Here is a 22,916-nt window from a genome sequence, read left to right on the forward strand (position 1 = left end):
GTTTTCTCCGCCTCAGAGAAAAAACGCGGCGAGATTGCCACTCAGATTCAGGCCGCGACTTCCTGGTCCAGGTCGAAGGCCTTGTGCAGCGCACGCACAGCCAACTCCATGTACTTCTCATCAATCACCACCGAAGTCTTGATCTCGCTGGTGGTGATCATTTGAATGTTGATGCCCTCTTCGCTGAGCGCGCGGAACATCTTCGACGCGATGCCCACATGCGAACGCATGCCGATGCCGACGATGGAGACCTTGCAGATGCGCTGGTCGCCCATCACCTTGGCGGCCTGCACGGCCGGGCCCACGGTCTTCTCGAGCAGTTCCATGCAGCGCTGGTAGTCGTTGCGATGCACGGTGAAGGAGAAGTCGGTCTTGCCGTCGTGCGAGACGTTCTGGATGATCACGTCCACATCGATGTTGGCGTCGGCCACCGGGCCCAGGATCTGGAAGGCGATGCCCGGCTTGTCCGGCACGCCCAGCAGGGTCACCTTGGCTTCGTCGCGGTTGAAAGCGATGCCCGACACGACGGCTTGTTCCATTTTCTCGTCCTCTTCAAAAGTGATCAGGGTGCCGGACTTGGCTTCCTCGTTGATATCGATGTCCCAGGGCGTGAAGCTCGACAGCACGCGCAAAGGCACGCGGTACTTGCCGGCGAACTCCACCGAGCGGATCTGCAGCACCTTCGAGCCCAGCGAGGCCATCTCCAGCATCTCTTCGAAGCTGATGGTCTTCAGACGACGCGCCTCGGGCACCACACGCGGGTCGGTGGTGTAGACGCCATCCACGTCGGTGTAGATCAGGCACTCGTCCGCCTTCATCGCAGCAGCGATGGCCACAGCAGAGGTATCGGAGCCGCCACGACCCAGCGTGGTGATGTTGTTGGCTTCGTCCACACCCTGGAAACCGGTGATCACCACGACCTTGCCTGCCGCAAGATCGGCACGCACGCGCTTGTCATCGATGCTCTCGATGCGCGCCTTGGTGTACGACGAATCGGTCGCCACCGGCACCTGCCAGCCGGTGTAGCTGACGGCGTCGATGCCTTCGGCTTGCAGCGCGATGGCCAGCAGCCCCACGGAAACCTGCTCTCCGGTGGAGGCGATCATGTCCAACTCGCGATTCAGCGCGGCGCTGCTCGATGCGGGCGACAGCTCCTTGGCCAGGCCCAGCAGGCGGTTGGTCTCGCCGCTCATGGCCGAGGGCACGACCACAATCTGATGCCCGGCGCGAACCCATTTGGCCACGCGCTTGGCGACGTTGCGGATACGGTCGGTCGAGCCCATCGAGGTGCCGCCGTACTTGTGAACGATCAATGCCATGGAAATCTGCTTGCTTGCTGTTTGCGCGGATTTTGGGAGGGGTTTGCGCCGCGATCGCAGCCGGCAATTCTAGCTGCTGCGCCGCAGCAAGCCTGAGCTCAGGCTGACAGCGCCGGGAGCCAGTCCAGCACCAGCTGCGGTTCGCCGGCCTTTGCGCAAAACCGCGCATCGAAGCCAAGCCCTGGCACCCAGAGCAAGCGGCCATGCGCGTCGAACACCAGCGGGCCGAGGCGATCACCGACGTCGACTCCGGCGGCCTGCCAGCACTTCTTCAGACTGCGCGGCACGCCGCGCGCGTCGGCCTGGAACTGCTCACCGCCTTGCCGCGCACGCAACTCGACGCGCGTCAGCAGCTCCGGCGGCACCCCACCCTGACTCGCCCTGCGCACCGCCAGGCGCCCAGCCCAGGGCGAACAGGCCTGCTCGCCGTGCCGACTGAGGTCCAGCCACAGGGCAGCATCGGAATCGGGGACCTCGGGTGCAGGCAGCGACCAACGCAGGACGCCGCGGTAGAGCCTGAGCTGACGCCCTTCCGGCGCCGGCCAACTTGAACTGCTGGCACCAGGCAGCTCGTCAAGCAGCCGCTGAACCAGCGAGGCAGGTGCCGGATGCCCGAGCCCGCGCTGCAGCCAGGCACGCAACAGATTGCTGGCACGCGCAGCGGATAGCGCGTCCAGCGCTCCCTGCTTCAGATCACCACGCTCATCGCACCAGCACTGCAGATCCGCCTCGGCCAGTTCGTCGGCCAGGGCCAGAGCCTGCTGCGACCAGACGGCCGACTGCGCCAGCGCCGCCTCAGCCGATGGGAAGGCCTGCGTCAAGGCCGGCCACAGCTCCAGGCGCAGGCGATTGCGCGCATAGCGTGCATCGGCATTGCTCTCGTCCTCGACATGCTGCAGGCCATGTGCTGCGACATAGGCCTCGATGCATTCGCGCGGATGATCCAGCCAGGGCCGCGCCCAGACCAGCCCTTCGCGCATCTGCTGGCGCGGCATGCCGGCCAATCCGGCAACGCCAGCGCCGCGCAGCGCCTGCAGCAGCCAGGTCTCGGCCTGATCGCGCCGGTGATGGGCCAGCAGCAGCAACGAGCTGCCAGCCTCATGGGCCATCTCGGCGAGCGCAGCGTAGCGGCCGGCGCGAGCCCAGGCTTCGATGCTTTCCCCTGCTGATGGTGCGCCGGCGAGGCGGCGATGCAGCAAGCCAACCGGCAGGCCTTCGGCAGCCCATCGGCAGCACTGCTGTTCGCAATGCGCCAGCCAGTCATCGGCCCGGCGGCTCAAGCCATGATGTACATGCAAGCCGACCACGCGCAGCGGCAGACCCCGTGCTTGCGACATCCGCGCCGCGACGGCGGTCGCGTGCAGCAAGGCAGTGGAATCGCGGCCGCCGCTGTACGCGACGGCCACGGTCAGAGACGAAGACTCGGCCGAGGGCTCAGCGGTTCTTGGTGTCGCTGAAGCGGCCATAGGCCTGCAGGCGCTGGTAGCGGCGCTCCAGCAGTTCCTTGGGCTCGAGATCGCTGACCTGGCGCAGCGCGTCGGACAGCGCGCGCTTCAGGTTGGACGCCATCTGCTTGGTGTCGCGGTGCGCGCCGCCCACCGGCTCGTTGACGATCTTGTCCACCAGGCCCAGCGCCTTGAGTCGATGCGCGGTGATGCCCAGCGCCTCGGCGGCCTCGGAGGCACGCTCGCTGGTCTTCCACAGGATGGAGGCGCAGCCTTCCGGCGAGATCACCGAATAGGCCGAGAACTGCAGCATCAGCACCTGGTCGGCCACGCCGATGGCCAGTGCGCCACCCGAGCCGCCCTCGCCGATGACGGTGGCGACGATGGGCACTTCCAGCTGCGCCATCTCGAAGATGTTGCGGCCGATCGCCTCGGACTGACCACGCTCCTCGGCACCGATACCGGGATAGGCACCCATCGTGTCGATGAAGGTGAAGACCGGCAGGCCGAACTTCTCGGCCAGCTTCATCAGGCGCAGCGCCTTGCGGTAGCCCTCGGGGCGCGGCATGCCGAAGTTGCGCAGCGCGCGCTCCTTGGCGTCGCCGCCGCGCTGGTGGCCGATGACCATGCAGGCTTGGCCGTTGAAGCGCGCCAGGCCGCCGACGATGGCGGCGTCATCGGCGAAATGACGGTCGCCGTGCAGCTCCTGGAACTCGGTGAAGACATCGGCGCAGTAATCCAGCGTTTGCGGACGCTGCGGATGCCGGGCGATCTGGTAGACCTGCCAGGGCGCGACGCTGGAATAAATGTCCTTGGTGAGCTGCTGGCTCTTCTTGGAGAGGCGGTCGATCTCTTCGGAGATGTCGACTGCGGACTCGCTCTGCACGTAACGCAGCTCTTCGATCTTGGTTTCGAGCTCGGCGATGGGCTGCTCGAATTCGAGGAAGTGTTTCTTGCTCATCCTGGCGTCTGTTCAGTGTTGGATGATGGGGCGCGCGGCGATCCCGAGGGGACGGGACAGGCGAGGCGCTTGCTCAGTAGTCCACCGGCAGCGGATCAAGACTGCGCCAAATGTACCATGTGGCCACCGAGCGAAATGGCGCCCAGGCCTCGCCGACCTCGCGCGCCTCGGCCCGCGAGACCGGCTCGCTGGAGAAGTAGTTGACGCTGATGCCCTTGAGCAGACCCAGGTCGTCGAGCGGCAGCACATTGGGGCGCATCAGGTGGAAGATCAGAAACATTTCCGCCGTCCAGCGGCCGATGCCGCGGATCGCCACCAGCTCTTCGATGATGGCTTCGTCGTCCATCTGCGTCCATTGCTTGACATGGACGGTGCCGGCCTCGAAGTGGCGGGCCAGATCGTTCAGGTACTCGACCTTGCGTGCCGACAGGCCAGCTGCACGCAACTCGTCCACCGGCGTGGCCAGTACGGCGGCGGGCTGGATGCGCGTGGCCGGGCCGGGCAACAACGCCGCGAAGCGGTCCCACACCGACTGCGCCGCCTTCACCGAGATCTGCTGGCCGACGATGGATCGGGCCAGCGTGGTGAAGGCATCGCCACGGCTTTGCAGCCGCGCCTCGCCGAACTGCGGGATGAGCTTCTTCATCACGCGGTCGCGCTTGGCCAGATGGCGGCAGGCCTCGTCCCAGTAATCGGGGGTCACCCCGGCAGGCTGTCGCACCACGGTCAGGCCTTGCTTCCGGTGTTGACCCAGGTCGTCCCGGTGGGCGCATCCTTGAGCTCGATGCCGGCCGCAGCCAGTTCGGCGCGGATGCGGTCAGCCTCGGCGAAGTTGCGTGCGGCCTTGGCGGCCGCGCGCGCGGCGATCTGCGCCTCGATCGCGCCGGTATCAAGACCCGACCCCGCCTGCAGATAGGCGCGCGGCTCCTGCTGCAGCACGCCCAGCACGCCGCCTAGGCTCTTCAGCAGGGCAGCATCCGCCGGCGAGCGGCTGCGATTGAGCTCGCTGGCCAGATCGAACAACACCGCCAGCGCAGCCGGCGTGTTGAAGTCGTCGTCCATCGCCGCCTTGAAGGCGGCAGCGGGGCCGCTGCTCCAGTCGATCGCCTGTGCCTCGGCCGTCGCCACGCCGTCCAGCGCGGTATAGAGCCGGCGCAGCGCGGTGCGCGCGTCGTCCAGCGTCGCGTCGCTGTAGTTGATCGGGCTGCGGTACTGCGTGCGCAGCATGAAGAAGCGCAGCGTCTCGCCGTCGTACTTCTTCAGCACGTCGGCAATGGTGAAGAAGTTGCCCAGGCTCTTGGACATCTTCTCGTCGTCGACGTTGACGAAGCCATTGTGCATCCAGGTGTTGACGAAGCGCTGGCCCGTCGCGCCCTCGCTCTGCGCGATTTCGTTCTCGTGGTGCGGGAACTGCAGGTCCATGCCGCCGCCATGGATGTCGAAATGCTCGCCCAGCAGCGCGCAGCTCATCGCCGAGCATTCGATATGCCAGCCGGGGCGCCCCTCGCCCCAGGGGCTGGCCCACTTGGCCTCGGCGGGCTCGTCTGCCTTGGCCGACTTCCACAGCACGAAGTCCAGCGGATCGTGCTTGTCGCTGTGTACCGCCACGCGCTCGCCGGCGCGCAGCTGGTCCGGCGACTTGCCGCTCAACTTGCCGTAGCCCTGGAACTTGCGCACCGCGTAGTTCACGTCGCCGCCCTCGGCTTGGTAGGCCAGGCCCTTGGCTTCGAGCCTGCCGATGATGTCCAGCATCTGCGGCACATAGTCGGTCGCGCGCGGCTCGTGCGTGGGCGTGGCGATGCCCAGGGCGCCGAAGTCGCGGTGCATCGCCGCGATCATCTCGTCGGTCAGCGCGCGGATCGTGACGCCGCGCTCGAGCGCACGCTTGATGATCTTGTCGTCGATGTCGGTGATGTTGCGCACATAGGTGACCTTCAGCCCGCTGGCGAGCAGCCAGCGATAGACCACATCGAAGGCCACGTTCATCCGCGCATGCCCCATATGGCACAGGTCGTACACGGTGATGCCGCACACATACATGCGCACATGACCGGGTTCGATAGGGACAAAAGGCTCGACCGCGCGGGTCAGCGTGTTGTAGATGCGCAAGGACATGGATAGGAAGGTGGCAAGCCCGGCGTCGAAGGTCTGGCAGCATGGTGCCACGCCGCGCTGCGTGAGCTTTGCTTGATATCAGCTTACCCGCCGCAGTCTGCGGCAAGTACCGGGGTGGACCCGTAGAATCGCGCGCAGTATAGCGGCTGACCCACCCCGGGTCAGGCCGGCCTCCAGTACCGGACACCATGCATCACCCCTCCCCTTACAACCCGTTTCGCGGCCGGCTCGCAGTCGTCTGCCTGGGTGCGCTGCTGCTGATGCTGTCAGGCCGCCAGTCGCTGGCGGCCGGCGAACTGGAGAAGGCGCAGGCCCTATGGATGCAAGGTCAGCGCGACACGGCCCAGCAGATGGTGCGCAGCGCGCTGAGCAGCAATCCCAACGATGCGCGGCTGCGCTTCGCACTGGCCACGATGCAGATGGAGCAAGGCCAGCTGGCCGAGGCCGAACGTGCGCTGATCGCCCTCACCCAGGACCACCCCGACCTCGCCGACCCCCTCAATAACCTGGCCGTCATCCGCGCCGGCCGCGGCGATCTCGAAGCCGCGCGCGACGCGCTCGAGCAGGCGCTGCGCCTGCAGCCCGAGCATGCCGCCGCACTGGAGAATCTCGGCGACGTGCTGGTGCGTCTGGCGACCCGTGCCTACGAACGCGCGCTGCCGCTGGCCAGCGGCGACAAGCAGACCTTGAGCCTGAAGCTGCAGCGTAGCCGCGCCATCGTCAATCTCAAACCGTCCTCATGATCGATACCGCCATGACGAGTCTCCGTTCCGCCGCCATCCAGCCGCTGACACGCGGTCTGCTCGCCGCCGCATTGGCGCTCGGCGCCCTGCCGGCCCTGGCCCAGGTCGTCAAGCTCAGCACCAGCGAAGGCGACATCCGCATCGAACTCGACGCCGAGAAGGCGCCGAAGTCGGTCGACAACTTCGTCAAGTACGTCAAAGCCGGCCATTACGACGGCACCATCTTCCACCGCGTGATCGAGAGCTTCATGATCCAGGGCGGCGGTTTCACAACCAAGATGGAACAGAAGCCCACCAGGGCGCCGATCCCGCTGGAGAGCCGCAACGGCCTGAACAATGTGCGCGGCACTGTCGCGATGGCGCGCACCGCCGACCCCAACTCGGCCACCGCGCAGTTCTTCATCAACGTGGTCGACAACGCCTTCCTCGACGCCGCCAATGCCCGCGACGGCAATGGCTATGCCGTGTTCGGCCGGGTGATCGACGGCATGGACGTGGTCGACAAGATCCGCACCAAACCGACGGGCAATGTGGGCATGTACCAGAACGTGCCGCTGCAGCCCGTCCTCATCAACAAGGCCATCGTGGAGCCCAAGAAATGACCATCAAGACTGTTGAACTCAAGACCAACCATGGCCTGATCCGCCTCGAACTCGACGCCGCCAAGGCGCCAGCGACGGTGGAGAACTTCCTCTCCTATGTGCGCAAGGGCCACTACGACGGCACGATCTTCCACCGCGTGATCAAGGGCTTCATGATCCAGGGCGGCGGCTTCAGCGCCAAGATGGAGCAAAAGCCCACCGACGCGCCGATCCAGAACGAGGCCAACAACGGCCTGACCAACGATCACTACACGATCGCGATGGCGCGCACCAATGCGCCGCACTCGGCCAGCGCGCAGTTCTTCATCAACACGACGAACAACGGCTTCCTGAATTTCAAGTCCGAGAGCCCCAGCGGCTGGGGCTATGCGGTGTTCGGCAAGGTCGTCGCCGGCCAGGACGTGGTGGACGCGATCGAGAAGGTCAAGACCGGCCGCTCTGGCTTCCACGATGACGTGCCGCTGGAAGCGGTGGTGATCGAGAGCGCGACCGAAGTTGCCTGAGGGTGCATCGGCACGGGCAGCGACGCCGTCGCTGCCTGATCCGCTCTTCACGCTGAGCGCGCCGCCGCACTGGCGCGCGATCGACTTTCTCTCCGACCTGCATCTCGCGCCCGGCATGGACGCGACGCTGGAGGCGCTGCAGGCGCATCTGCGCGACACGCCGGCCGATGCCGTCGTGCTGCTGGGCGACATCTTCGAGGTCTGGGTCGGCGACGACGCGCGCCAGGACGAGTTCGAGCAGCGTTGTTGCAGCCTGCTGCGCGAGGCCTCGTCGCGGCTGCAGCTCTTCTTCATCGCCGGCAACCGCGACTTCCTGCTCGGCGAGGCGATGGCCGCCGACTGCGGCCTCACGCTGCTGCCCGACCCCTGCTGCCTGCAGGCCTTCGGCCGGCAGCTGCTGATCAGCCATGGCGACGCGCTGTGCCTGGACGATGTGGACTACCAGCGCTTCCGCGCCGAGGTGCGCCAGCCGCTGTGGCAGCAGCGCTTCCTCGCCCAGCCGCTGGCGCAGCGCCGCGAGATTGCGCGTCATCTGCGCGCCGAGAGCGAGGCCCGTAAGCGCAGCCAGACGCCCGAGCAATGGTCGGACCTGGACGCGGCTGCCTGCCGCGCCTGGCTGGCCGGATCCGGGTGTCAGGTCTTGTTGCATGGCCACACGCACCGCCCGATGGTGCATGAACTCGGCGACCGCTTGCAGCGCTGGGTGCTGTCCGACTGGGATCTCGATGCCGCCACGCCGCGCGGCGACGTGCTGCGCCTGGGCGCCACCGGCCTGCAGCGCATCGCCATCACCGCACCATGCTAGGCCGGCTGTTGAGCGGCTGGCAGCGTGCTCGCGAGGAACGCGCGCTGCGCCGTCATGCGATCCCCGAGCCGCTGTGGCAGCTGACGCTGGCGCGCTATCCCTTCCTCGCCGCGCGCAGCGACGCGGACCTGGCCGAGCTGCGCCGGCTGTGTTCGCTGTTCCTCGCCGAGAAGGAATTCCACGGCGCGGCCGGCTTCGTCGTCAGCGACGAGGTCGCGCTGGCCGTCGCCGCGCAGGCCTGCCTGCCGGTGCTGCGCCTGGGCCTGGCGCCCTACCGCGGCTTCGTCGGCATCGTCATGCATGCCGGCGAGGTGCTGGCGCCGCGCGAGGTGATGGACGATGACGGCATCGTCCACCAGTACGACGAGCGCCTGGCCGGCGAGGCGATGGAAGGCGGGCCGCTGATGCTGGCCTGGAGCGAGGTCGAGTACGGGGCCGACCCGGCCGCCGGTCTCGACAGTGTCTACAACGTGGTGATCCACGAGTTCGCCCATGTGCTGGACATGGCCGACGGCATCGCCGACGGCGTGCCGCTGCTGCCCGACGCCGCGGCGCGTCGCGCCTGGCTGGCGGTGATCGAAGCCGAATGGCAATGGTTCTGCACGCAGGTCGACGAGGGCCATGACACCCTCGTCGATCCCTACGGCGCCGAAGGCCTGGAGGAGTTCTTCGCCGTCGCGGTGGAGGCTTTCTTCGTGGCGCCGCGGGAACTGCGCGAAGAGCAGCCGGCGCTGTATCGCTTGTTGGCCGACTTCTTCCTGCAGCAGCCGGCCGGCTGAGCGACTGGCGCCGCCGCCCTATTCAGGCGTCGGCGGCCAGCGCCTCGCGCACCGCCGCCACCTGGCGACGCGACACAGCCAGCCACTCGTCCACATGGGCGATGCGCACTGCCCAGCCGGGCTCGCCGGCTTCTCCAGCCTCTTCGCCGGCGATGGCATGGCGCTCGAGCTCGCGTACCGCGCTCTTTGCCACCAGCGCATTGCGGTGCACGCGCAGGAAACGCTCGCCCAGTCGTTGCTCGTAGTCGGACAGACTGCCGTCCATCAGATAGCTGTGCGTCGCGGTGCGCAAGGTCAGGTACTTCAGCTCGGCCTTGATGTACAGGACCTCGGGCAGCGGGATGCGCAGCAAGCGGCCGCGGTCGTTGATGGTGATCACTGGCGTGTCGCCCTCTTGGGCCTCGCGCTGATTCTGCACAGCGTTGCGCTCCGCCAGACGTTGGGCCGTGCGGGCCAGCGCCGACTGCAGCCGCTCCCGGCGCACCGGCTTGGTCAGATAGTCCAGTGCCTCCAGCTCAAAGGCCCGAAGCGCATGTTCGGCATGTGCGGTGACGAAGACCAGCTCCGGCCTCATCGGCCGCGCTCGCAGAGCTTCCGCGAGCTGCAAGCCGTCCGGACCGGGCATGGCCACGTCGAGCAGGATGAGATCGCAGCCATGATCCTTCAGCCAGGCCTGCGCCTGCGAGGCACTGCCCGCCTCCGCCACGACTTCGGCCCGCGGCTCGACACAAGCCTCGACCAGCCCGCGCAATCGCATCCGGGCGAGCGGCTCGTCATCGACGATCAGGACTGTCAGTGCTGCTTGGGTATGCATCGTGGGATAGAGCCTAGCAAACTCGTCGCGACATTGCGCCTCATCGCGGCACGACGATGCGCACCTGGAAGCTGCCATCGCCCGGCTCGATGTCGAAGCGTGCCGCGACGTCATGCATCAAGCGCAGGCGCTGACGCACATTGCGCAGCGCCATGCCGTGGCCGCGCTGGCGGGTAGGCGCACCGACGCTGTTGCGCACGACGATCTCCACCTCGGTGCCGCGGCTGCGCGTCGTGATCTCGATGTCGCCGCCGGCGTCGTTGGGCTCCACGCCGTGACGCACCGCGTTCTCCACCAGCGGCTGCAGCAGCAAGGGGGGCACGCGCGCGAGGCCGGCCGCTGGGTCGAGCCGCCAGTGCAGGCGCAGCCGCTCGCCGAAGCGCAGCTGCTCGATCGCCAGGTAGCGCCGCGCCAGCTCCACCTCGGCATCCAGCGTTACTGCGGTGCCGTTCTCCTCCAGCGCGACGCGAAACAGCTCGGCCAGATCCTCCAGCACCGTCTCGGCGCGCTGCGGGTCGATGGCCACCAGCGCGGTCGCAGTGTTCAGCGTGTTGAAGAGGAAGTGCGGGCGTATGCGCGACTGCAGCTCGACCAGCTGCGCCAGCACGTCGGCCGGGCGGCGCGAGCGCTCGCGCAGCTTCAGCCAGTACAGCAGCGCTGCCGCCACCGCCGCGCCGGCGGCAGCCAGGCTCAGCAACCGGAAACTGCCGCTCGGCTCATCGCTGGCGATGTTCAGCAGCTGCCAGCCCAGCAGCGTGCAGGCCGCACCGAGCGCGAGCACCAGCAGCCACTGCAAGGGCTCGGCCAGAGCCGCCAGCGCGCGCTTGCCGGCGCACAGCAGCAGCAACCACAGCAGCACGGCGGTGAGGCTGACCACGGTGCCGCTGGCCATCCAGAACATCCATTGAGCCAGGCCCTGCGCCGCCAGGGCCAGGCCCAGCGCCAGCAGCAGCTGCACCCCCAGCACTGCGCGCAGCACCAGGCCGACATGGCAGACATCGAAGACGCGGGCGGGATCGAACAGTGGCGCACTGTCGTTCTCCAGCGCCGCTGGCGGCGGCGCCAGACCGAGCAGGCTGCTGAGACCGCTGCTGTCGGCCCAGTCGCGATCCTGGCCTTTCGACTTCTCGCTGCTGCTGCTACTGCGCGCTCCCGCCATGCCCGTGCGGCCCCCCGATAGAATTCGTGCCTAGTCGATGCGGCCCCGAGGGCCGCGATCGATCCGCATTGTGATCCCTGGCCCTGCCCTGCCCGCCATGGCGAGGCCCATCCCCCAGCGACGCCGTCGCGCCCACGCCACCATGTCCTCCTCCAGCAGCAGCTCCAAGCCCGCCGACAACCAACTCGCCAACAAGGCCCAGGCCTGGTCCGCGCTCTTCTCCGAGCCGATGAGCGAGCTGGTCAAGCGCTACACCGCCAGCGTGTTCTTCGACAAGCGCCTGTGGGCCGCCGACATCCAGGGCAGCCTGGCGCACGCCGAGATGCTGCACGCGCAAGGCATCCTCAGTGACGAGGACCACGCCGCCATCCAGCGCGGCATGGCGCAGATCAAGGGCGAGATCGAGGCCGGCGACTTCGAGTGGAAGCTGGACCTGGAGGACGTGCACCTGAACATCGAGGCGCGGCTGACCGAGCTGGTCGGCATCGCCGGCAAGCGCCTGCACACCGGCCGCAGCCGCAACGACCAGGTCGCCACCGACGTGCGCCTGTGGCTGCGCGGCGAGATCGACGAGATCGGCGCACTGCTGCAGGCGCTGCAGCTGGCGCTGGTCGACGTGGCCGAGAAGAACGCCGAGGTCATCCTGCCCGGCTTCACGCACCTGCAGGTGGCGCAGCCGGTGAGCTTCGGCCACCACCTGCTGGCCTATGTGGAGATGTTCGCGCGCGACGCCGAGCGCCTGGTGGACGCCCGCAAGCGCGTCAACCGCCTGCCGCTGGGCGCGGCCGCGCTGGCCGGCACCAGCTACCCGCTGGACCGCGAGCGCGTCGCGCGCACGCTGGGCATGGAGGGCGTGTGCCAGAACAGCCTGGACGCAGTCTCGGACCGCGATTTCGCGATCGAGTTCAGCGCCGCGGCCGCGCTGATCATGGTGCACGTCTCGCGCCTGTCCGAAGAGCTGATCCTGTGGATGAGCCAGAGCTTCGGCTTCATCGACCTGGCCGACCGCTTCTGCACGGGCTCGTCGATCATGCCGCAGAAGAAGAACCCCGACGTGCCCGAGCTGGCGCGCGGCAAGAGCGGCCGCGTGGTCGGCCATCTGATCGGCCTGATCACGCTGATGAAGGGCCAGCCGCTGGCCTACAACAAGGACAACCAGGAGGACAAGGAGCCCTTGTTCGACACGGTGGACACCTTGAAGGACACGCTGCGCATCTTTGCCGAGATGGCCGCCGGCATCACGGTGAAGCCCGAAGCGATGGAGCGCGCCGCGCTCAAGGGCTATGCCACCGCCACCGACCTGGCCGACTACCTGGTCAAGAAGGGCCTGGCCTTCCGCGATGCGCACGAGATCGTCGCCCATGCGGTGAAGACCGCCATCGCCCAGGGCGTGGACCTGTCGCAGCTGCCGCTGGCCGAGTTGCAGAAGTTCGACGCCCGCATCGGCGAGGACGTGTTCGATGTGCTGTCGCTGCGCGGCTCCCTGAACGCCCGCAACATCCTCGGCGGTACCGCGCCCGCCCAGGTGCGCGCCCAGGTGGCCCGTCATCGCGCGCGCCTGGCCTCCGCCTGAGGCCGCTCCGCCGCTTTGACGCCAAGCAAAACCCCACAACCCAGCGCTCGCTAATCTCGCCGCCCATGACAGTCCTCGCCTGGAACGATTCGCTGGTGCTGAACCTGCCCCAGCTCGACGACACCCACCACGAGATGGTGGACCTGCTCAACGAGCTGGAAGCGGTGCTCGCCACCGGGACCGACCCGCTGCCGACCTTCCAGCGCCTGCTCGATCACACGACCGAGCATTTCGGCATGGAAGAGCGCTGGATGGCCGCCACCGGCTTCGCGCCCGAGAACTGCCACAGCAGCCAGCACAAGATGGTGCTCAATGTGCTGCACGAGGTGGTGCGCCATGCCACCGAGTTGCAAGACCTGGAACCGATGCGCATCGTCGTCGACGAACTGGCCAAGTGGCTGCCGGCGCATGCCGAGATGATGGATGCGGCGCTGGTCTACCACATGGGTCAGGTCGGCTACGACCCGGCGACCGGTAGCATCGACAAGCCGCTGGCCACCGAGGCATCAGGCATCAGCTCCTGCGGCAGCAAGAGCTGCAACTGAAGCACCACGCCCCAGCACGGCTGGGTGAAGTCCCGCACTGACGCCGCGCCGGCCTTGGCCTAGCATGGCCCCGCCATGGACCGCGACGCCTGCAACCGCCCCCGCTTCGTCCCCGACGCAGACCTGGGCCATTACGAGAGCTGGTTCCAACGCGCCAACCATCCGACGCGGCCGCTGGCCTTCTGGATCCGCTACACGGTCTTCAGCCCCAAGGCGCGGCCCCAGGATGCGGTGGGCGAGCTCTGGGCCATCTGGTTCGACGGCGAGCACCGCCGGCATCTCGCCCTCAAGCGCGAACTGCCCATCGCGGCCTGCCGCTTCGCCCCGCAGGGCCTGCACCTGCACATCGGCGATGCCTTGCTGCAAGACGGGCATCTGCACGGCGCGATCGAAGGCGAGGCCCGCGGCTCGCTGCGCTGGGAGCTGGACTATGCCGATGGCCAATCCCCGCTCTTGCTGCTGCCCGAGCGTCTCTATGCCGGCGGCTTTCCGAAGGCCAAGGTGCTGGTCGGCACGCCCAATGCCCGATATCGGGGCGCGCTGTGGGTTGATGGACAGCGCATCGATATCGATGGCTGGCAGGGCAGCCAAAACCACAACTGGGGCAGCCGCCACACCGACCGCTATGCCTGGGGCCAGGTGGCCGGCTTCGACGACGCCCCCGAGGCCTTCCTCGAATGCTCGACCGCGCGGCTGAAGATCGGCCCGCTGTGGACGCCGCCGCTGTCGGTGGCGGTGCTGCGCCTGGACGGCGAGGAATACCGCTTCGACAGTCTTGCGCGTTCCTGGCGGGCCGAGGCGCGCTTTGAGCTGGGCCACTGGACGCTGCGACACCGCGCGCCAGGGCTCGAGCTGACCATGGAAATGCGCGCACGGCGCGAGGACTTCGTGGGGCTGGCCTACGCCAACCCACCGGGGGGCGTGAAGACCTGCCTGAACAGCAAGCTGGCCGATTGCCGCGTGACGCTGACGCGCAAAGGCACTGCCACCCGCGAACTGCGCTGCAGTCGACGCGCCGCTTTCGAGATCCTCGGCGACGAGGCGCTGTTGCCCCACGCCTGCTAGGCGGCTCACGCGCGCCGTGGGTCGATTGACGGGGCTTGCAATCACATCATCGAACGCGCGACTGGCGATCGCCGACATCCGCGGCGCTCAAACCAGATCCAGCGGCAGCACTGTGCTGCTCTTGATCTGCTCCATCGAGAAGGCTGAGGACACGGCGCGGAACTCCGAGACCGCGATCAGCTTCTTGTAGAACAGGTCGTAGCCCTCAATGCTGGTGGTCACCACCTTGAGCAGATAGTCCACGTCACCGCTCATGCGGTGGAACTCCTGCACCTCGGGCATGTCGGCAATCAGCGCAGCGAAGCGCTGCAGAGACGCCTCGTCATGGCTGGCGATGCGCAGGCTGACGAACACCGTGACCGGCAGCCCCACCTTCTTGCGATCGACCAGAGCCACGCGCCTGGTCAGCAAGCCCTCGTCCTCCATGCGCTTGATGCGTTTCCAGCACGGCGTGCTCGACAGCCCAACCCGCTCGCCCAGCTGCGCGACCGACAGCGAGGCGTCGCGCTGAAGTTCCGCAAGAATCAGCCGATCTATACGATCCAACATCTCATTTCTCGCTTTCGTAGAAATTTCTTCTCTTGTTTCGAGTTTATAGGAGAGATATGAAACGCCATTCCCGTCACCAGTCAATAGACTGTCGCGGCTTCTCCCCATAGGACTGCTGCCGTGACGACCTCTCTGTTCCTGGACTCCAATGCCACCACCCGCTGCTGTCCGGCTGCGCGCGATGCGGCGCTGCTGGCCATGGATGTCAGCTTTGGCAATCCCAGCAGCAGCCACAGCGAGGGCCTGCGCGCGCGCCAACTGCTGGAGCGCGCGCGGGCTGCGGCAAGCCGCTACCTCGCCACAGGTGCCGGGCGTTGCGTCTTCACCAGCGGCGCGACCGAGGCCATCCACACCGCCATGTTCAGCGCGCTGCTTGCGCTGCGCCAGCGCCGCGAGGCCGGCGAAGCGATCGCACCCTGGCTCGTGGTCGGCGCCACCGAACACAAGGCCGTGCTGCAGGCGGCCCAGCACTGGAACACGCAACTGCAACTCGGTCTGCAGCTGCGCAGCCTGCCGGTGGACGCCAGCGGCAGGCACGACCTGGCCCTGCTGCAAGGCTGGCTGCCGCATACCGCCCTGCTCTGCACGATGGCGGCCAACAACGAAACCGGCGTACTCAGCGACCTGGCCGGCATCGAGGCCTTGCTGCACGGCAACCCCACGCTGTGGCTGGTGGACAGCGTGCAGGCAGTGGGCAAAATGCCGCTGCGCCTGAGCCAGACGCGCATCGACTACGCCAGCTTCTCGGGTCACAAGCTCTACGCACCCAAGGGCGTGGGTCTGCTCTATGTGCGCGAAGGCAGCCCGTACACGCCGCTGATCGTCGGCGGCGGCCAGGAGTCTGGCCAGCGCTCCGGCACCGAGAACCTGCCCGGCATTGCTGGCTTCGGCGCGGTGTTCGAAGCCCTGGAACGCGGCACCGTCTTTGCCGATGCGAGCACCTTGCTCGCCCACCGCGAAGCCTTGGTACATGCGCTGCACGAGGCCTTCCCCGGCCTGGTCTTCAATGCGCCGCTGGAGCACTGCCTGCCGACCACGCTGAACTTTGCCGTGCCCGGCGCCAGCAGCAAGCAGCTGATGAACCTGCTCGATGCGGCGGGCATCCAGGTCAGTGCCGGCAGCGCTTGTTCGGCCGGCAGCACCGCGGGGAGCCATGTGCTGGACGCGATGGGGCGCCCGGACTGGGCCAGCCAAGGTGCGATCCGCCTGTCCTTTGGTCCGTTGGACAGCAGCGCCTTCATCGCCGAAGCCTGCGCGGCCTTGCGGCGCTGCGGTGAAGTCTGGGCACGCCGCAAGACCAGCGATGCCAAGGCCGGCAGCGCAAGCGCGCTGCTGACTCCGTCGCTGGATATGCAGCCCGCCATCGACCTGCACTGGCATGAGCTAGCCGCCTATCGGCGCCGCCAGCCGGATGTGCTGCTGATCGATGTACGCGAGGCCTATGAGCAGGAAGCCGGCGAAGCACTGGGCACAAGCGCCGCCCCCGCCCTGAGCGTTCCGCTGTCGGGCTTCGCGCAGTTCTGCGCCAGCCACCCGGAGCTGCTGCGCCGGCCGGTGCTGCTGCTGTGCCGCAGCGGCAAGCGCAGCAGGGAGGCGGCGCTGCACCTGCTGGCCCTGGGTCACCCCGAGGTGCGACAGCTCACCGGAGGCCTGGCCCTGCGCCCCGCCGAAGCCCTGGCCTGAGGCCAGGCCTCAGGCCTCGCGCAGACAGTCGACGATCTTCAGCCGCGCCGCCCGCCAGGCCGGGATGAAACCGCCGACAAAGCCCATGAACAGCGCGAACAGCAGCGTCTTCCAGACGATGGCCGGCGTCAGCTTGAACTGGAAGGCCAGTTCGGCAAAGGTCTGGAAGTTGGTGGTGCTGATGTTCACCGTCTGCATCAGCGCTGCGGCCGCCAGGCCGATAACGCCGCCCACCAGCGACAGCAGCATCGACTCACCCAGAAAGGCCAGCAGCACTGCGCCACGCCGGAAGCCCAGCGCGCGCAAGGTGCCGATCTCGCCGATGCGCTGCGCCACCGCGGCGAACATGGTGATCATCGCGCCGACGATGGCGCCGATCGAGAAGATCACCGACAACGAAGTGCCCAGGATGCTGATGAAGGTGGCCAGCGCCTCGCTCTGCTCGGCGTAGAAGCGCACCTCGGGCTTGGCCTCCAGCTGCAGGCGCGGATCGGACTCGACGGCCGCCTTCAGCGCCTCGAACTGCGACGCGTCCTGCAGACGGAACACCACGCTGGAGAAGGCATCGCGGCGGAAGGCCTGCAGCATCTGCTCGGCATCGCCCCATATCTCCGAATCGAAGCCGCTGCCGCCGGCGTCGAACACGCCCACCACGGTCCAGTCGCGCCCGGCGAAACGCAGCGTCTCGCCCAAAGCGGCGCCCTGGAATCCCTGCGCCACCGAGCGGCCGGTGACGATCTCCGAACTGCCGGCGCGGAACATGCGCCCTTCCAGCATGCGCACCGCGGGCCGCAGCTGCAGGCCCAGCTCCGAGGTGCCGCGCACCGTCACATTGCTGGGCTTGCCGCTGCCGCGCTTGGGCAGGTTGTTCAGCACCACCGGCTCCTTGCTGACCAGCGGGCGGCCCAGCACGTCGGTGGCAATGCCCGGCAGGCTCTCGACGATGGCGGCCTGGCTGCGCGCGATGCCGCTGTTGATCTCGGCGCCCGCGCCCTTGCGCAGCACGATCACGTTGTCAGCCTGCCCGGTGGCGACCAGCGTGTTGCGTATGCCCTCGCTCATCATCAGCACGGTGGCGAACACATAGATCACCAGCGCCATGCCACCAGCAGTCAGCAAGGTGGTGACACGACGCACCCAGAGATTTCTGGCGATATAGCTCAGCGGCACCGCCCTCATCGCCCACTCCCGGCAACGGATTCAGGCCACATGGCGCAGCCCCTGCACGATGTCGATGCGGCTCATCTTCCAGGCCGGCCAGGCGGCAGCGACCGAGCCGACAACTAGCGCCGCCAGCAGCTGCAGCGCCATCGTCAGGCCCGAGACCTGGAACATCGGGAACAGCGTGCCTGCCGCATTCGCGAAAGCCGCCGCCATCGGCAGCGTCAGCGCCACGCCCAGCACACCGCCCGCCAGCGCGATGGCCAGGCTCTCGCCGAACAGCAGCTTGACGACAAAGGCGGGCGGGAAGCCCAGCGCCTTCAGCGTCGCGTACTCGGCCAGGCGCTCGCGCGCCGTCATCGTCATGGTGTTGGCCATCACCGCCATGATGATCAGCACGATGATGTAGCTGACCGCCTGCACCGCCACCAGGATGGCCTCGCTCATCGACACGAAGCTGAGCTGGAAGGCGCTCTCGGTCTCGGTCAGGGTCTCGGCGAGCGAATTCTTGAACTGCGCGTCCACCCGCTGCGAGACCTGGGCGGCGTTCTGCGGATCGTCGATGCCGATGATGTAGACGCCGACGAAGTCCGCGCGCTTGCCATAGCGCTTGCGCAGGTTCTCGTTGATCAGCCCCCAGTGGACCAGCATCTGGCTCTCGTCGGTCTTGGCCTCGGCGCCGTCCCAGATGCCACGCAGCGTGAAGGTCCAGGTGCCCGGGTAGATGGTGCCGCGCAGCGGAATCTGGTCGCCGATCTTCCAGCCGAACTTGTCGGCCAGCTTGCGGCCGACGATGGCGCCTTGCCTGTCGCGGATGAAGGCCAGGCGTTCCTCATCGCTGAGCCGGTACTCCGGATAGAGCGCCAGATAGCTGGCCGGCTCGACCGCGAACTGCGGGAAGAAGTTGCGCTCGGTGATGTAGATGCCGCCGAACCAGTTGGCCCAGGACACGCTGCTGACGCCCTCCACCGCCTTGAGCCGCTGCGCATAGGACAGCGGCAGCGGGAAGGTCAGCGAGATCGCGCTGCGCGACACCAGGCGCGTGCTGCTGCTGGCCTCGACGCCGGCGTACCAGGCATCGACGATGGTGCGCAGCAGGCCGAAGGCCGACAGCGCCACCACCAGGCCCACCATCGTCAGCACCGTGCGCAGCTTGTGCCGGAAGGCGTTCTTCAGCAGCAGCTTCAGCAGGAAGGGCATGTTGCGCGAACCTAGCGAGAACTCAGTGCTTGTCGGCAATCGCCTCATCCGGCACCAGCACGCCCTTCTCCAGATGAATCAGGCGCCGCGCCCGCGCAGCGGCCTTGGGGTCGTGCGTCACCATCACGATGGTCTTGCCGAGCTTGCGGTTCAGGTCCTCGAGCAGGTCCAGCACTTCCTGGCCGGTGACGCGGTCCAGGTCGCCGGTGGGCTCGTCGGCCACGATCAGGCTGGGGTCGCTGACCAGCGCACGGGCGATCGCCACGCGCTGCTGCTGGCCGCCGGAGAGTTCGTTGGGATAGTGGTCCATGCGATCCGCCAGCCGCACCATGGCCAGCGCAGCCTCGGCATGTTCGCGGCGCTGACGGGCCGACAAGCCGGTCAGCAGCAGCGGCAGCTCGACATTCTCGAGTGCGTTGAGCACCGGCATCAGGTTGTAGAACTGAAAAATGAAACCCACATGTGCGGCGCGCCAGTCGGCCAGCGCGCCCTCGCTGAGCGTGGCGATGTCGACGCCGCCGATCACGATGCGGCCGCTGCTGGGCTGGTCGATGCCGGCGATCAGATTGAGCAAGGTGCTCTTGCCCGAACCGCTGGGCCCCATCAGCGCGACGAATTCGCCGGCCTGCACCTCCAGCGACACATCCAGCAGCACCGGGATGTCCTGCTGGCCGCGGCGATAGGCCTTGGACAGCGACTCGATGCGGATCAGGGCTTGCTCGGCACTGCTCATGGCTTGGCCGACACTGTCACGCGTGCGCCGCCGGCCAGCTTGGGGCCGGGCTCCAGCACCACGCGGTCGCCGGACTTCAGCCCCTGGGCCGAGACCTCCAGCAGATCGCCCAGCGTGCGGCCCTTCTTCGCCTCCAACGCCTCCAGCACCTCGGCATCACCCTCGCGCTTGACGCGCAGCAGCCAGGTCTTGCCGTCCCTCTCCTGCAGCGCCTTGGGGTTGACTGCCAGCACCGCCTGCAGTTCGTCTGCCGCGGGCTTCTTGGACAGGAACACCACCTTGGCGCTCATCTCCGGCAGGATGCGCGCATCCAGCTGGTCGAAGCGCACCTTGGTCATCACCGTGGCCTTGGCACGGTCGACGGTCGGCACGATGCCGGCCACCTGGCCCTGGAAGCGCTGGCCCGGCAAGGCATCGAGGGTAATCTCCACCGGCTGCCCTGGCGCCACCTTGGCCAGGCTGGACTCGGAGACGTCGGCCTCGACCTCCAGCGTGCCCAGATCGGCCATGGTCACCACTGCGCCCTGCGAGCCGGCGGCATTCGAGAAGGGCGTGATGATGTCGCCCACATTGGCGTTCTTCACCAGCACCACACCGTCGAAAGGCGCGCGGATCTCGGTGAAGTCTCGATTGACCTGCTGCAGCGCCAACTGGGCCTGGGCCTGCTGCACCGCTGCCTGCGCCGAGCCCACGCCGGCCTGGGCCGACGCGAAGCCGGCCCGCGCCGCATCCAGCCGCCGCTTGGCCGCATCCAGCGCCTGGCTGGAGACAAAACCCTGGGCCTGCAGGCTCACGCTGCGCTGATGCTCGGCCTCGGCGTTGGACAGCTCCACCTGCGCCTGCTGCACCGCGCTCTGCGCCTGGCGTGCGCTGGCCTCGGCCAGCCGCACGCCGGCTGCGGCAGCGCCGATAGAGGCCTGCACGTCGGACGCGTCGATGCGGGCGATCAGCTCGCCCTTCTTCAGCACCGAGCCTTCGCGCACCGTCAGCTCGACCAGCCGTCCGCTGGCCTTGGACGCCACCGCGGCGCGGCGCTGCGCGACCACATAGCCCGAGGCGGTGAGCTGCGCATACTGCGCGGCAGGCGTGCTCTGCAGCACCGAGCTGACACGCACCTCGGCCGGCCGCGGCGCCAGCGCGACCCCGGCCACGACCAGCAGCAGCAGGCCGCCGATGATCCAGCGCCAGGGCAGGCGGCGCCGGCCCGGGGACTTCGATTGCGGCGACTGCCGGTCGATCTTCAGCTGCGTCAGGCCGGCGGCGGGAGAGGATTCAGCCATATGTGTGGAGCGACGTTGAAATTCTGCCCTTGGGTGGGCCAGCGGATTGTGCATGCTCTGTGTGACACCGCAGCCTGCCAGGACTCTGGCTGCTGCCAAGCGATGGCAAGAGTGGGCGCCACAATGTCGACACCATGGCCGCCGTCAACGCCACCGCCGCACCTCTGCCCGAGCGCCTGATCGCGCACCTGGACATGGACGCCTTCTATGCCTCGGTCGAGCTGCTGCGCTATCCGGAGCTCAAGGACCTGCCGGTGGTGGTGGGCGGCCGCCGCGCGCATGCGCCGGTGATGCGACCCGACGGCACGCGCGAGTTCGCCCGGCTGCGCGACTACACCGGCCGCGGCGTGGCCACCACCTCCAGCTATGCCGCGCGCCGGCTGGGCGTGTTCTCGGCGATGGGGCTGATGAAGGCCGCGCTGCGCGCACCCGACGCGATCCTGCTGCCGGCGGATTTCGAGGCCTACCGCCACTACTCGCGCCTGTTCAAGGCCGCGGTGGCCGAACTCGCGCCGGTGATCGAAGACCGCGGCATCGACGAGATCTACATCGACCTCAGCGAGGTGCCTGGCATCCGCGAGCCGGTGGGCCACGACCCGCTGGGTGGCGTGCGCGCGGTGGCTCGCGAGATCAAGAACTCGGTGCTGCGCGCCACCGGCCTGAGCTGCTCGATCGGCATCACGCCGAACAAGCTGCTCGCCAAGATGGCCTCGGAGATGGACAAGCCCGACGGCATCACCATCCTCACCGAGGCCGACATCCCGACGCGCATCTGGCCGCTGGAGGTGCGCAAGATCAACGGCATCGGGCCCAAGGCCAGCGCCAAGCTGGCCACGCTGGGCATAGCGACCATAGGCCAGCTCGCCGCTGCCGACCCTTTGATGCTGATCGCGCAGTTCGGCAAGAGCTACGGCGCCTGGCTGCATGAGGCCGCGCACGGCCGCGATCGCCGTCCAGTCGTCACTCACAGCGAGCCGGTGTCGATCAGCCGCGAGACCACCTTCGAACGCGATCTGCATGCGATGCACGACCGCGAGCAGCTCTCGGCCATCTTCACGCGGCTGTGCGAGCAGGTCGCGGCCGATCTGGCGCGCAAGGGCTACGAGGGCCGCACCATAGGCCTGAAACTGCGCTTCGAGGGCTTTCACACGGTGACGCGCGATGTGACGCTGGACGCGCCGGTCGCCGATGCGAAGGCGATACGCCGCGCCGCCGGCTCCTGCCTGAAGCGCGTGAATCTCGACAAGCGCATCCGCCTGCTCGGCGTGCGGGTGGGCAATCTCTCGCGGCCGGGCGAGCCGCCCCAGGCCGCGGCGCACAGGAAACGCAGCGCCGCGCTCCCCGGCGGCGTGGCCGAGCCGGTACCCGAGTCGCTGGACCTGTTCTGAGGCCGGGGATCAGCGCCGCGTCGGCAGCCTGTACATCCAGTAAGCCACTGCCGCGCAGCAGGCCGCCGGCACCCAGCACCAGCGCAGCGGCAGCAGCCAGCCAGCCCACAGCGAGCCGATGGCCATCATGCCCCAGGCCAGCTGCTTGACGCGCCAGGGGATCGAATGGTTCGCGCGCCAGTCGCGCACCATCGGGCCGAACACGCGATGGTTGAGCAGCCAGTCCTCGGCACGACGGCTGCCGCGCGAGAAGCAAAAGGCCGCCAGCAGCACGAAAGGCACGGTAGGCAGCACGGGCAGGAAGGCGCCGACGATGCCCAGCACCAGGCTGGTCACGCCGGCCAGCGCCCACAGTCCGCGCTGCCACAGCGGGCGGCGCGGCGGGTCCAGATGGACCAGGGGAACGACAGACTTGGCCGGGGAGGCAGACGTAGGTTCGGACGTGGCCATGCTCGCCAGTGTAGGCGCCGCGCAAAGACCGACCAGGCGCCATG

Annotated in this window: 23 protein-coding genes; 10 read left to right on the top strand and 13 right to left on the bottom strand. The window is 67.8% G+C overall.

All coding sequences use genetic code 11. From position 1 onward, the window contains the following. Positions 1–47: 47 nt before the first annotated feature. From AC2EBS_RS05960 to cysS, 5 genes are all read right to left on the bottom strand, one after another. Positions 48–1,319 (bottom strand): aspartate kinase, encoded by a 1,272-nt coding sequence (locus tag AC2EBS_RS05960; RefSeq protein WP_484727439.1) that lies wholly within the window; start codon positions 1,317–1,319, stop codon positions 48–50. Between the two features lie 98 nt (positions 1,320–1,417). Further along, positions 1,418–2,785: a tRNA lysidine(34) synthetase TilS gene (gene tilS, locus AC2EBS_RS05965; protein WP_484727440.1), complete on the bottom strand. Its 1,368-nt coding sequence runs from the start codon at positions 2,783–2,785 to the stop codon at positions 1,418–1,420. Beyond that, positions 2,754–3,725 carry an acetyl-CoA carboxylase carboxyltransferase subunit alpha gene (locus AC2EBS_RS05970; RefSeq protein WP_484727441.1) on the bottom strand — a complete coding sequence of 324 codons (972 nt, stop codon included), beginning with the start codon at positions 3,723–3,725 and terminating at the stop codon, positions 2,754–2,756. The genes tilS and AC2EBS_RS05970 overlap by 32 nt, the downstream gene beginning before the upstream one ends. Before the next feature lie 73 nt (positions 3,726–3,798). After that, positions 3,799–4,455 carry a DNA-3-methyladenine glycosylase family protein gene (locus AC2EBS_RS05975; protein WP_484727576.1) on the bottom strand — a complete coding sequence of 219 codons (657 nt, stop codon included), beginning with the start codon at positions 4,453–4,455 and terminating at the stop codon, positions 3,799–3,801. After that, a complete protein-coding gene (cysS, locus tag AC2EBS_RS05980; RefSeq protein WP_484727442.1) occupies positions 4,452–5,840 on the bottom strand; it encodes a cysteine--tRNA ligase in 1,389 nt (462 codons plus the stop codon). The genes AC2EBS_RS05975 and cysS overlap by 4 nt, the downstream gene beginning before the upstream one ends. Before the next feature lie 188 nt (positions 5,841–6,028). On the opposite strand from cysS, the gene AC2EBS_RS05985 reads away from it, so the two are divergent. Genes AC2EBS_RS05985 through AC2EBS_RS06005 form a run of 5 tightly spaced genes read left to right on the top strand, consistent with a single transcriptional unit; the run spans position 6,029 to position 9,272 of the window. Then, positions 6,029–6,583 carry a tetratricopeptide repeat protein gene (locus AC2EBS_RS05985; protein WP_484727443.1) on the top strand — a complete coding sequence of 185 codons (555 nt, stop codon included), beginning with the start codon at positions 6,029–6,031 and terminating at the stop codon, positions 6,581–6,583. A gap of 44 nt (positions 6,584–6,627) precedes the next feature. Then, positions 6,628–7,185 (top strand): peptidylprolyl isomerase, encoded by a 558-nt coding sequence (locus AC2EBS_RS05990; protein WP_484727577.1) that lies wholly within the window; start codon positions 6,628–6,630, stop codon positions 7,183–7,185. Next, on the top strand, positions 7,182–7,688 hold the full coding sequence (locus AC2EBS_RS05995) for a peptidylprolyl isomerase (RefSeq protein ID WP_484727444.1): 507 nt from the start codon (positions 7,182–7,184) through the stop codon (positions 7,686–7,688). The genes AC2EBS_RS05990 and AC2EBS_RS05995 overlap by 4 nt, the downstream gene beginning before the upstream one ends. Further along, the gene (locus AC2EBS_RS06000; protein ID WP_484727445.1) at positions 7,681–8,493 is read left to right on the top strand and encodes a UDP-2,3-diacylglucosamine diphosphatase; all 813 of its coding nucleotides are present in this window, start codon (positions 7,681–7,683) and stop codon (positions 8,491–8,493) included. The genes AC2EBS_RS05995 and AC2EBS_RS06000 overlap by 8 nt, the downstream gene beginning before the upstream one ends. Further along, the gene (locus AC2EBS_RS06005) at positions 8,487–9,272 is read left to right on the top strand and encodes a M90 family metallopeptidase (RefSeq protein WP_484727446.1); all 786 of its coding nucleotides are present in this window, start codon (positions 8,487–8,489) and stop codon (positions 9,270–9,272) included. Before AC2EBS_RS06000 ends, AC2EBS_RS06005 begins: the two co-directional genes overlap by 7 nt. Positions 9,273–9,294: 22 nt before the next feature. Here AC2EBS_RS06005 and AC2EBS_RS06010 read toward each other — a convergent pair whose 3' ends face one another. Both AC2EBS_RS06010 and AC2EBS_RS06015 read right to left on the bottom strand, forming a co-directional pair. Then, on the bottom strand, positions 9,295–10,086 hold the full coding sequence (locus AC2EBS_RS06010) for a LytR/AlgR family response regulator transcription factor (RefSeq protein WP_484727447.1): 792 nt from the start codon (positions 10,084–10,086) through the stop codon (positions 9,295–9,297). 40 nt (positions 10,087–10,126) lie between these two features. After that, entirely contained in the window at positions 10,127–11,245 is a 1,119-nt protein-coding gene (locus AC2EBS_RS06015; protein WP_484727448.1) for a sensor histidine kinase, read from the bottom strand. Positions 11,246–11,387: 142 nt separating this feature from the next. On the opposite strand from AC2EBS_RS06015, the gene argH reads away from it, so the two are divergent. The 3 genes from argH (at position 11,388) to AC2EBS_RS06030 (ending at position 14,428) form a co-directional block, all read left to right on the top strand. Beyond that, complete coding sequence (gene argH / locus AC2EBS_RS06020; protein ID WP_484727449.1) at positions 11,388–12,818, top strand: argininosuccinate lyase; 1,431 nt, start codon at positions 11,388–11,390, stop codon at positions 12,816–12,818. 65 nt (positions 12,819–12,883) lie between these two features. Continuing rightward, positions 12,884–13,363 carry a bacteriohemerythrin gene (locus AC2EBS_RS06025; protein WP_484727450.1) on the top strand — a complete coding sequence of 160 codons (480 nt, stop codon included), beginning with the start codon at positions 12,884–12,886 and terminating at the stop codon, positions 13,361–13,363. 75 nt (positions 13,364–13,438) lie between these two features. Then, the gene (locus tag AC2EBS_RS06030) at positions 13,439–14,428 is read left to right on the top strand and encodes a hypothetical protein (protein WP_484727451.1); all 990 of its coding nucleotides are present in this window, start codon (positions 13,439–13,441) and stop codon (positions 14,426–14,428) included. An 87-nt stretch (positions 14,429–14,515) separates the two neighbouring features. Here the strand turns inward: AC2EBS_RS06030 and AC2EBS_RS06035 are convergent, their stop codons facing one another. Beyond that, positions 14,516–14,977, bottom strand: coding sequence for an Lrp/AsnC family transcriptional regulator (locus AC2EBS_RS06035; RefSeq protein WP_484727452.1), 462 nt, complete (start codon positions 14,975–14,977; stop codon positions 14,516–14,518). Between the two features lie 120 nt (positions 14,978–15,097). Here AC2EBS_RS06035 and AC2EBS_RS06040 point away from each other — a divergent pair, with 120 nt between their 5' ends. Continuing rightward, on the top strand, positions 15,098–16,660 hold the full coding sequence (locus AC2EBS_RS06040) for an aminotransferase class V-fold PLP-dependent enzyme (protein ID WP_484727453.1): 1,563 nt from the start codon (positions 15,098–15,100) through the stop codon (positions 16,658–16,660). A gap of 9 nt (positions 16,661–16,669) precedes the next feature. Here AC2EBS_RS06040 and AC2EBS_RS06045 read toward each other — a convergent pair whose 3' ends face one another. From AC2EBS_RS06045 to AC2EBS_RS06060, 4 genes are read right to left on the bottom strand one after another with little or no spacing between them, the layout of a single operon-like run. Next, positions 16,670–17,839: an ABC transporter permease gene (locus AC2EBS_RS06045; protein WP_484727454.1), complete on the bottom strand. Its 1,170-nt coding sequence runs from the start codon at positions 17,837–17,839 to the stop codon at positions 16,670–16,672. Between the two features lie 21 nt (positions 17,840–17,860). Next, positions 17,861–19,021: an ABC transporter permease gene (locus tag AC2EBS_RS06050; protein WP_484727455.1), complete on the bottom strand. Its 1,161-nt coding sequence runs from the start codon at positions 19,019–19,021 to the stop codon at positions 17,861–17,863. A 22-nt stretch (positions 19,022–19,043) separates the two neighbouring features. Then, complete coding sequence (locus AC2EBS_RS06055; RefSeq protein ID WP_484727456.1) at positions 19,044–19,754, bottom strand: ABC transporter ATP-binding protein; 711 nt, start codon at positions 19,752–19,754, stop codon at positions 19,044–19,046. Beyond that, positions 19,751–21,034 carry an efflux RND transporter periplasmic adaptor subunit gene (locus AC2EBS_RS06060; RefSeq protein ID WP_484727457.1) on the bottom strand — a complete coding sequence of 428 codons (1,284 nt, stop codon included), beginning with the start codon at positions 21,032–21,034 and terminating at the stop codon, positions 19,751–19,753. Before AC2EBS_RS06060 ends, AC2EBS_RS06055 begins: the two co-directional genes overlap by 4 nt. Before the next feature lie 134 nt (positions 21,035–21,168). Between AC2EBS_RS06060 and dinB the strand changes: the two genes are divergently transcribed. Further along, positions 21,169–22,422, top strand: a complete 1,254-nt coding sequence (dinB, locus tag AC2EBS_RS06065) for a DNA polymerase IV (protein ID WP_484727458.1) — start codon at positions 21,169–21,171, stop codon at positions 22,420–22,422. Positions 22,423–22,431: 9 nt separating this feature from the next. Here the strand turns inward: dinB and AC2EBS_RS06070 are convergent, their stop codons facing one another. Then, complete coding sequence (locus AC2EBS_RS06070) at positions 22,432–22,872, bottom strand: YbaN family protein (RefSeq protein ID WP_484727459.1); 441 nt, start codon at positions 22,870–22,872, stop codon at positions 22,432–22,434. Between the last annotated feature and the right edge of the window lie 44 nt (positions 22,873–22,916).

The sequence above is a fragment of the Roseateles sp. T103 genome (assembly GCF_057219915.1).

Coding starts and splice junctions, on each gene's coding strand:
- AC2EBS_RS05960 (WP_484727439.1), bottom strand. CDS start 1,319: ATGGCATTGATCGTTCACAAGTACGGCGGCACCTCGATGGGCTCGACC.
- tilS (WP_484727440.1), bottom strand. CDS start 2,785: ATGGCCGCTTCAGCGACACCAAGAACCGCTGAGCCCTCGGCCGAGTCT.
- AC2EBS_RS05970 (WP_484727441.1), bottom strand. CDS start 3,725: ATGAGCAAGAAACACTTCCTCGAATTCGAGCAGCCCATCGCCGAGCTC.
- cysS (WP_484727442.1), bottom strand. CDS start 5,840: ATGTCCTTGCGCATCTACAACACGCTGACCCGCGCGGTCGAGCCTTTT.
- AC2EBS_RS05985 (WP_484727443.1), top strand. CDS start 6,029: ATGCATCACCCCTCCCCTTACAACCCGTTTCGCGGCCGGCTCGCAGTC.
- AC2EBS_RS05995 (WP_484727444.1), top strand. CDS start 7,182: ATGACCATCAAGACTGTTGAACTCAAGACCAACCATGGCCTGATCCGC.
- AC2EBS_RS06005 (WP_484727446.1), top strand. CDS start 8,487: ATGCTAGGCCGGCTGTTGAGCGGCTGGCAGCGTGCTCGCGAGGAACGC.
- AC2EBS_RS06010 (WP_484727447.1), bottom strand. CDS start 10,086: ATGCATACCCAAGCAGCACTGACAGTCCTGATCGTCGATGACGAGCCG.
- AC2EBS_RS06015 (WP_484727448.1), bottom strand. CDS start 11,245: ATGGCGGGAGCGCGCAGTAGCAGCAGCAGCGAGAAGTCGAAAGGCCAG.
- argH (WP_484727449.1), top strand. CDS start 11,388: ATGTCCTCCTCCAGCAGCAGCTCCAAGCCCGCCGACAACCAACTCGCC.
- AC2EBS_RS06025 (WP_484727450.1), top strand. CDS start 12,884: ATGACAGTCCTCGCCTGGAACGATTCGCTGGTGCTGAACCTGCCCCAG.
- AC2EBS_RS06030 (WP_484727451.1), top strand. CDS start 13,439: ATGGACCGCGACGCCTGCAACCGCCCCCGCTTCGTCCCCGACGCAGAC.
- AC2EBS_RS06035 (WP_484727452.1), bottom strand. CDS start 14,977: ATGTTGGATCGTATAGATCGGCTGATTCTTGCGGAACTTCAGCGCGAC.
- AC2EBS_RS06045 (WP_484727454.1), bottom strand. CDS start 17,839: ATGAGGGCGGTGCCGCTGAGCTATATCGCCAGAAATCTCTGGGTGCGT.
- AC2EBS_RS06050 (WP_484727455.1), bottom strand. CDS start 19,021: ATGCCCTTCCTGCTGAAGCTGCTGCTGAAGAACGCCTTCCGGCACAAG.
- AC2EBS_RS06055 (WP_484727456.1), bottom strand. CDS start 19,754: ATGAGCAGTGCCGAGCAAGCCCTGATCCGCATCGAGTCGCTGTCCAAG.
- AC2EBS_RS06060 (WP_484727457.1), bottom strand. CDS start 21,034: ATGGCTGAATCCTCTCCCGCCGCCGGCCTGACGCAGCTGAAGATCGAC.
- dinB (WP_484727458.1), top strand. CDS start 21,169: ATGGCCGCCGTCAACGCCACCGCCGCACCTCTGCCCGAGCGCCTGATC.
- AC2EBS_RS06070 (WP_484727459.1), bottom strand. CDS start 22,872: ATGGCCACGTCCGAACCTACGTCTGCCTCCCCGGCCAAGTCTGTCGTT.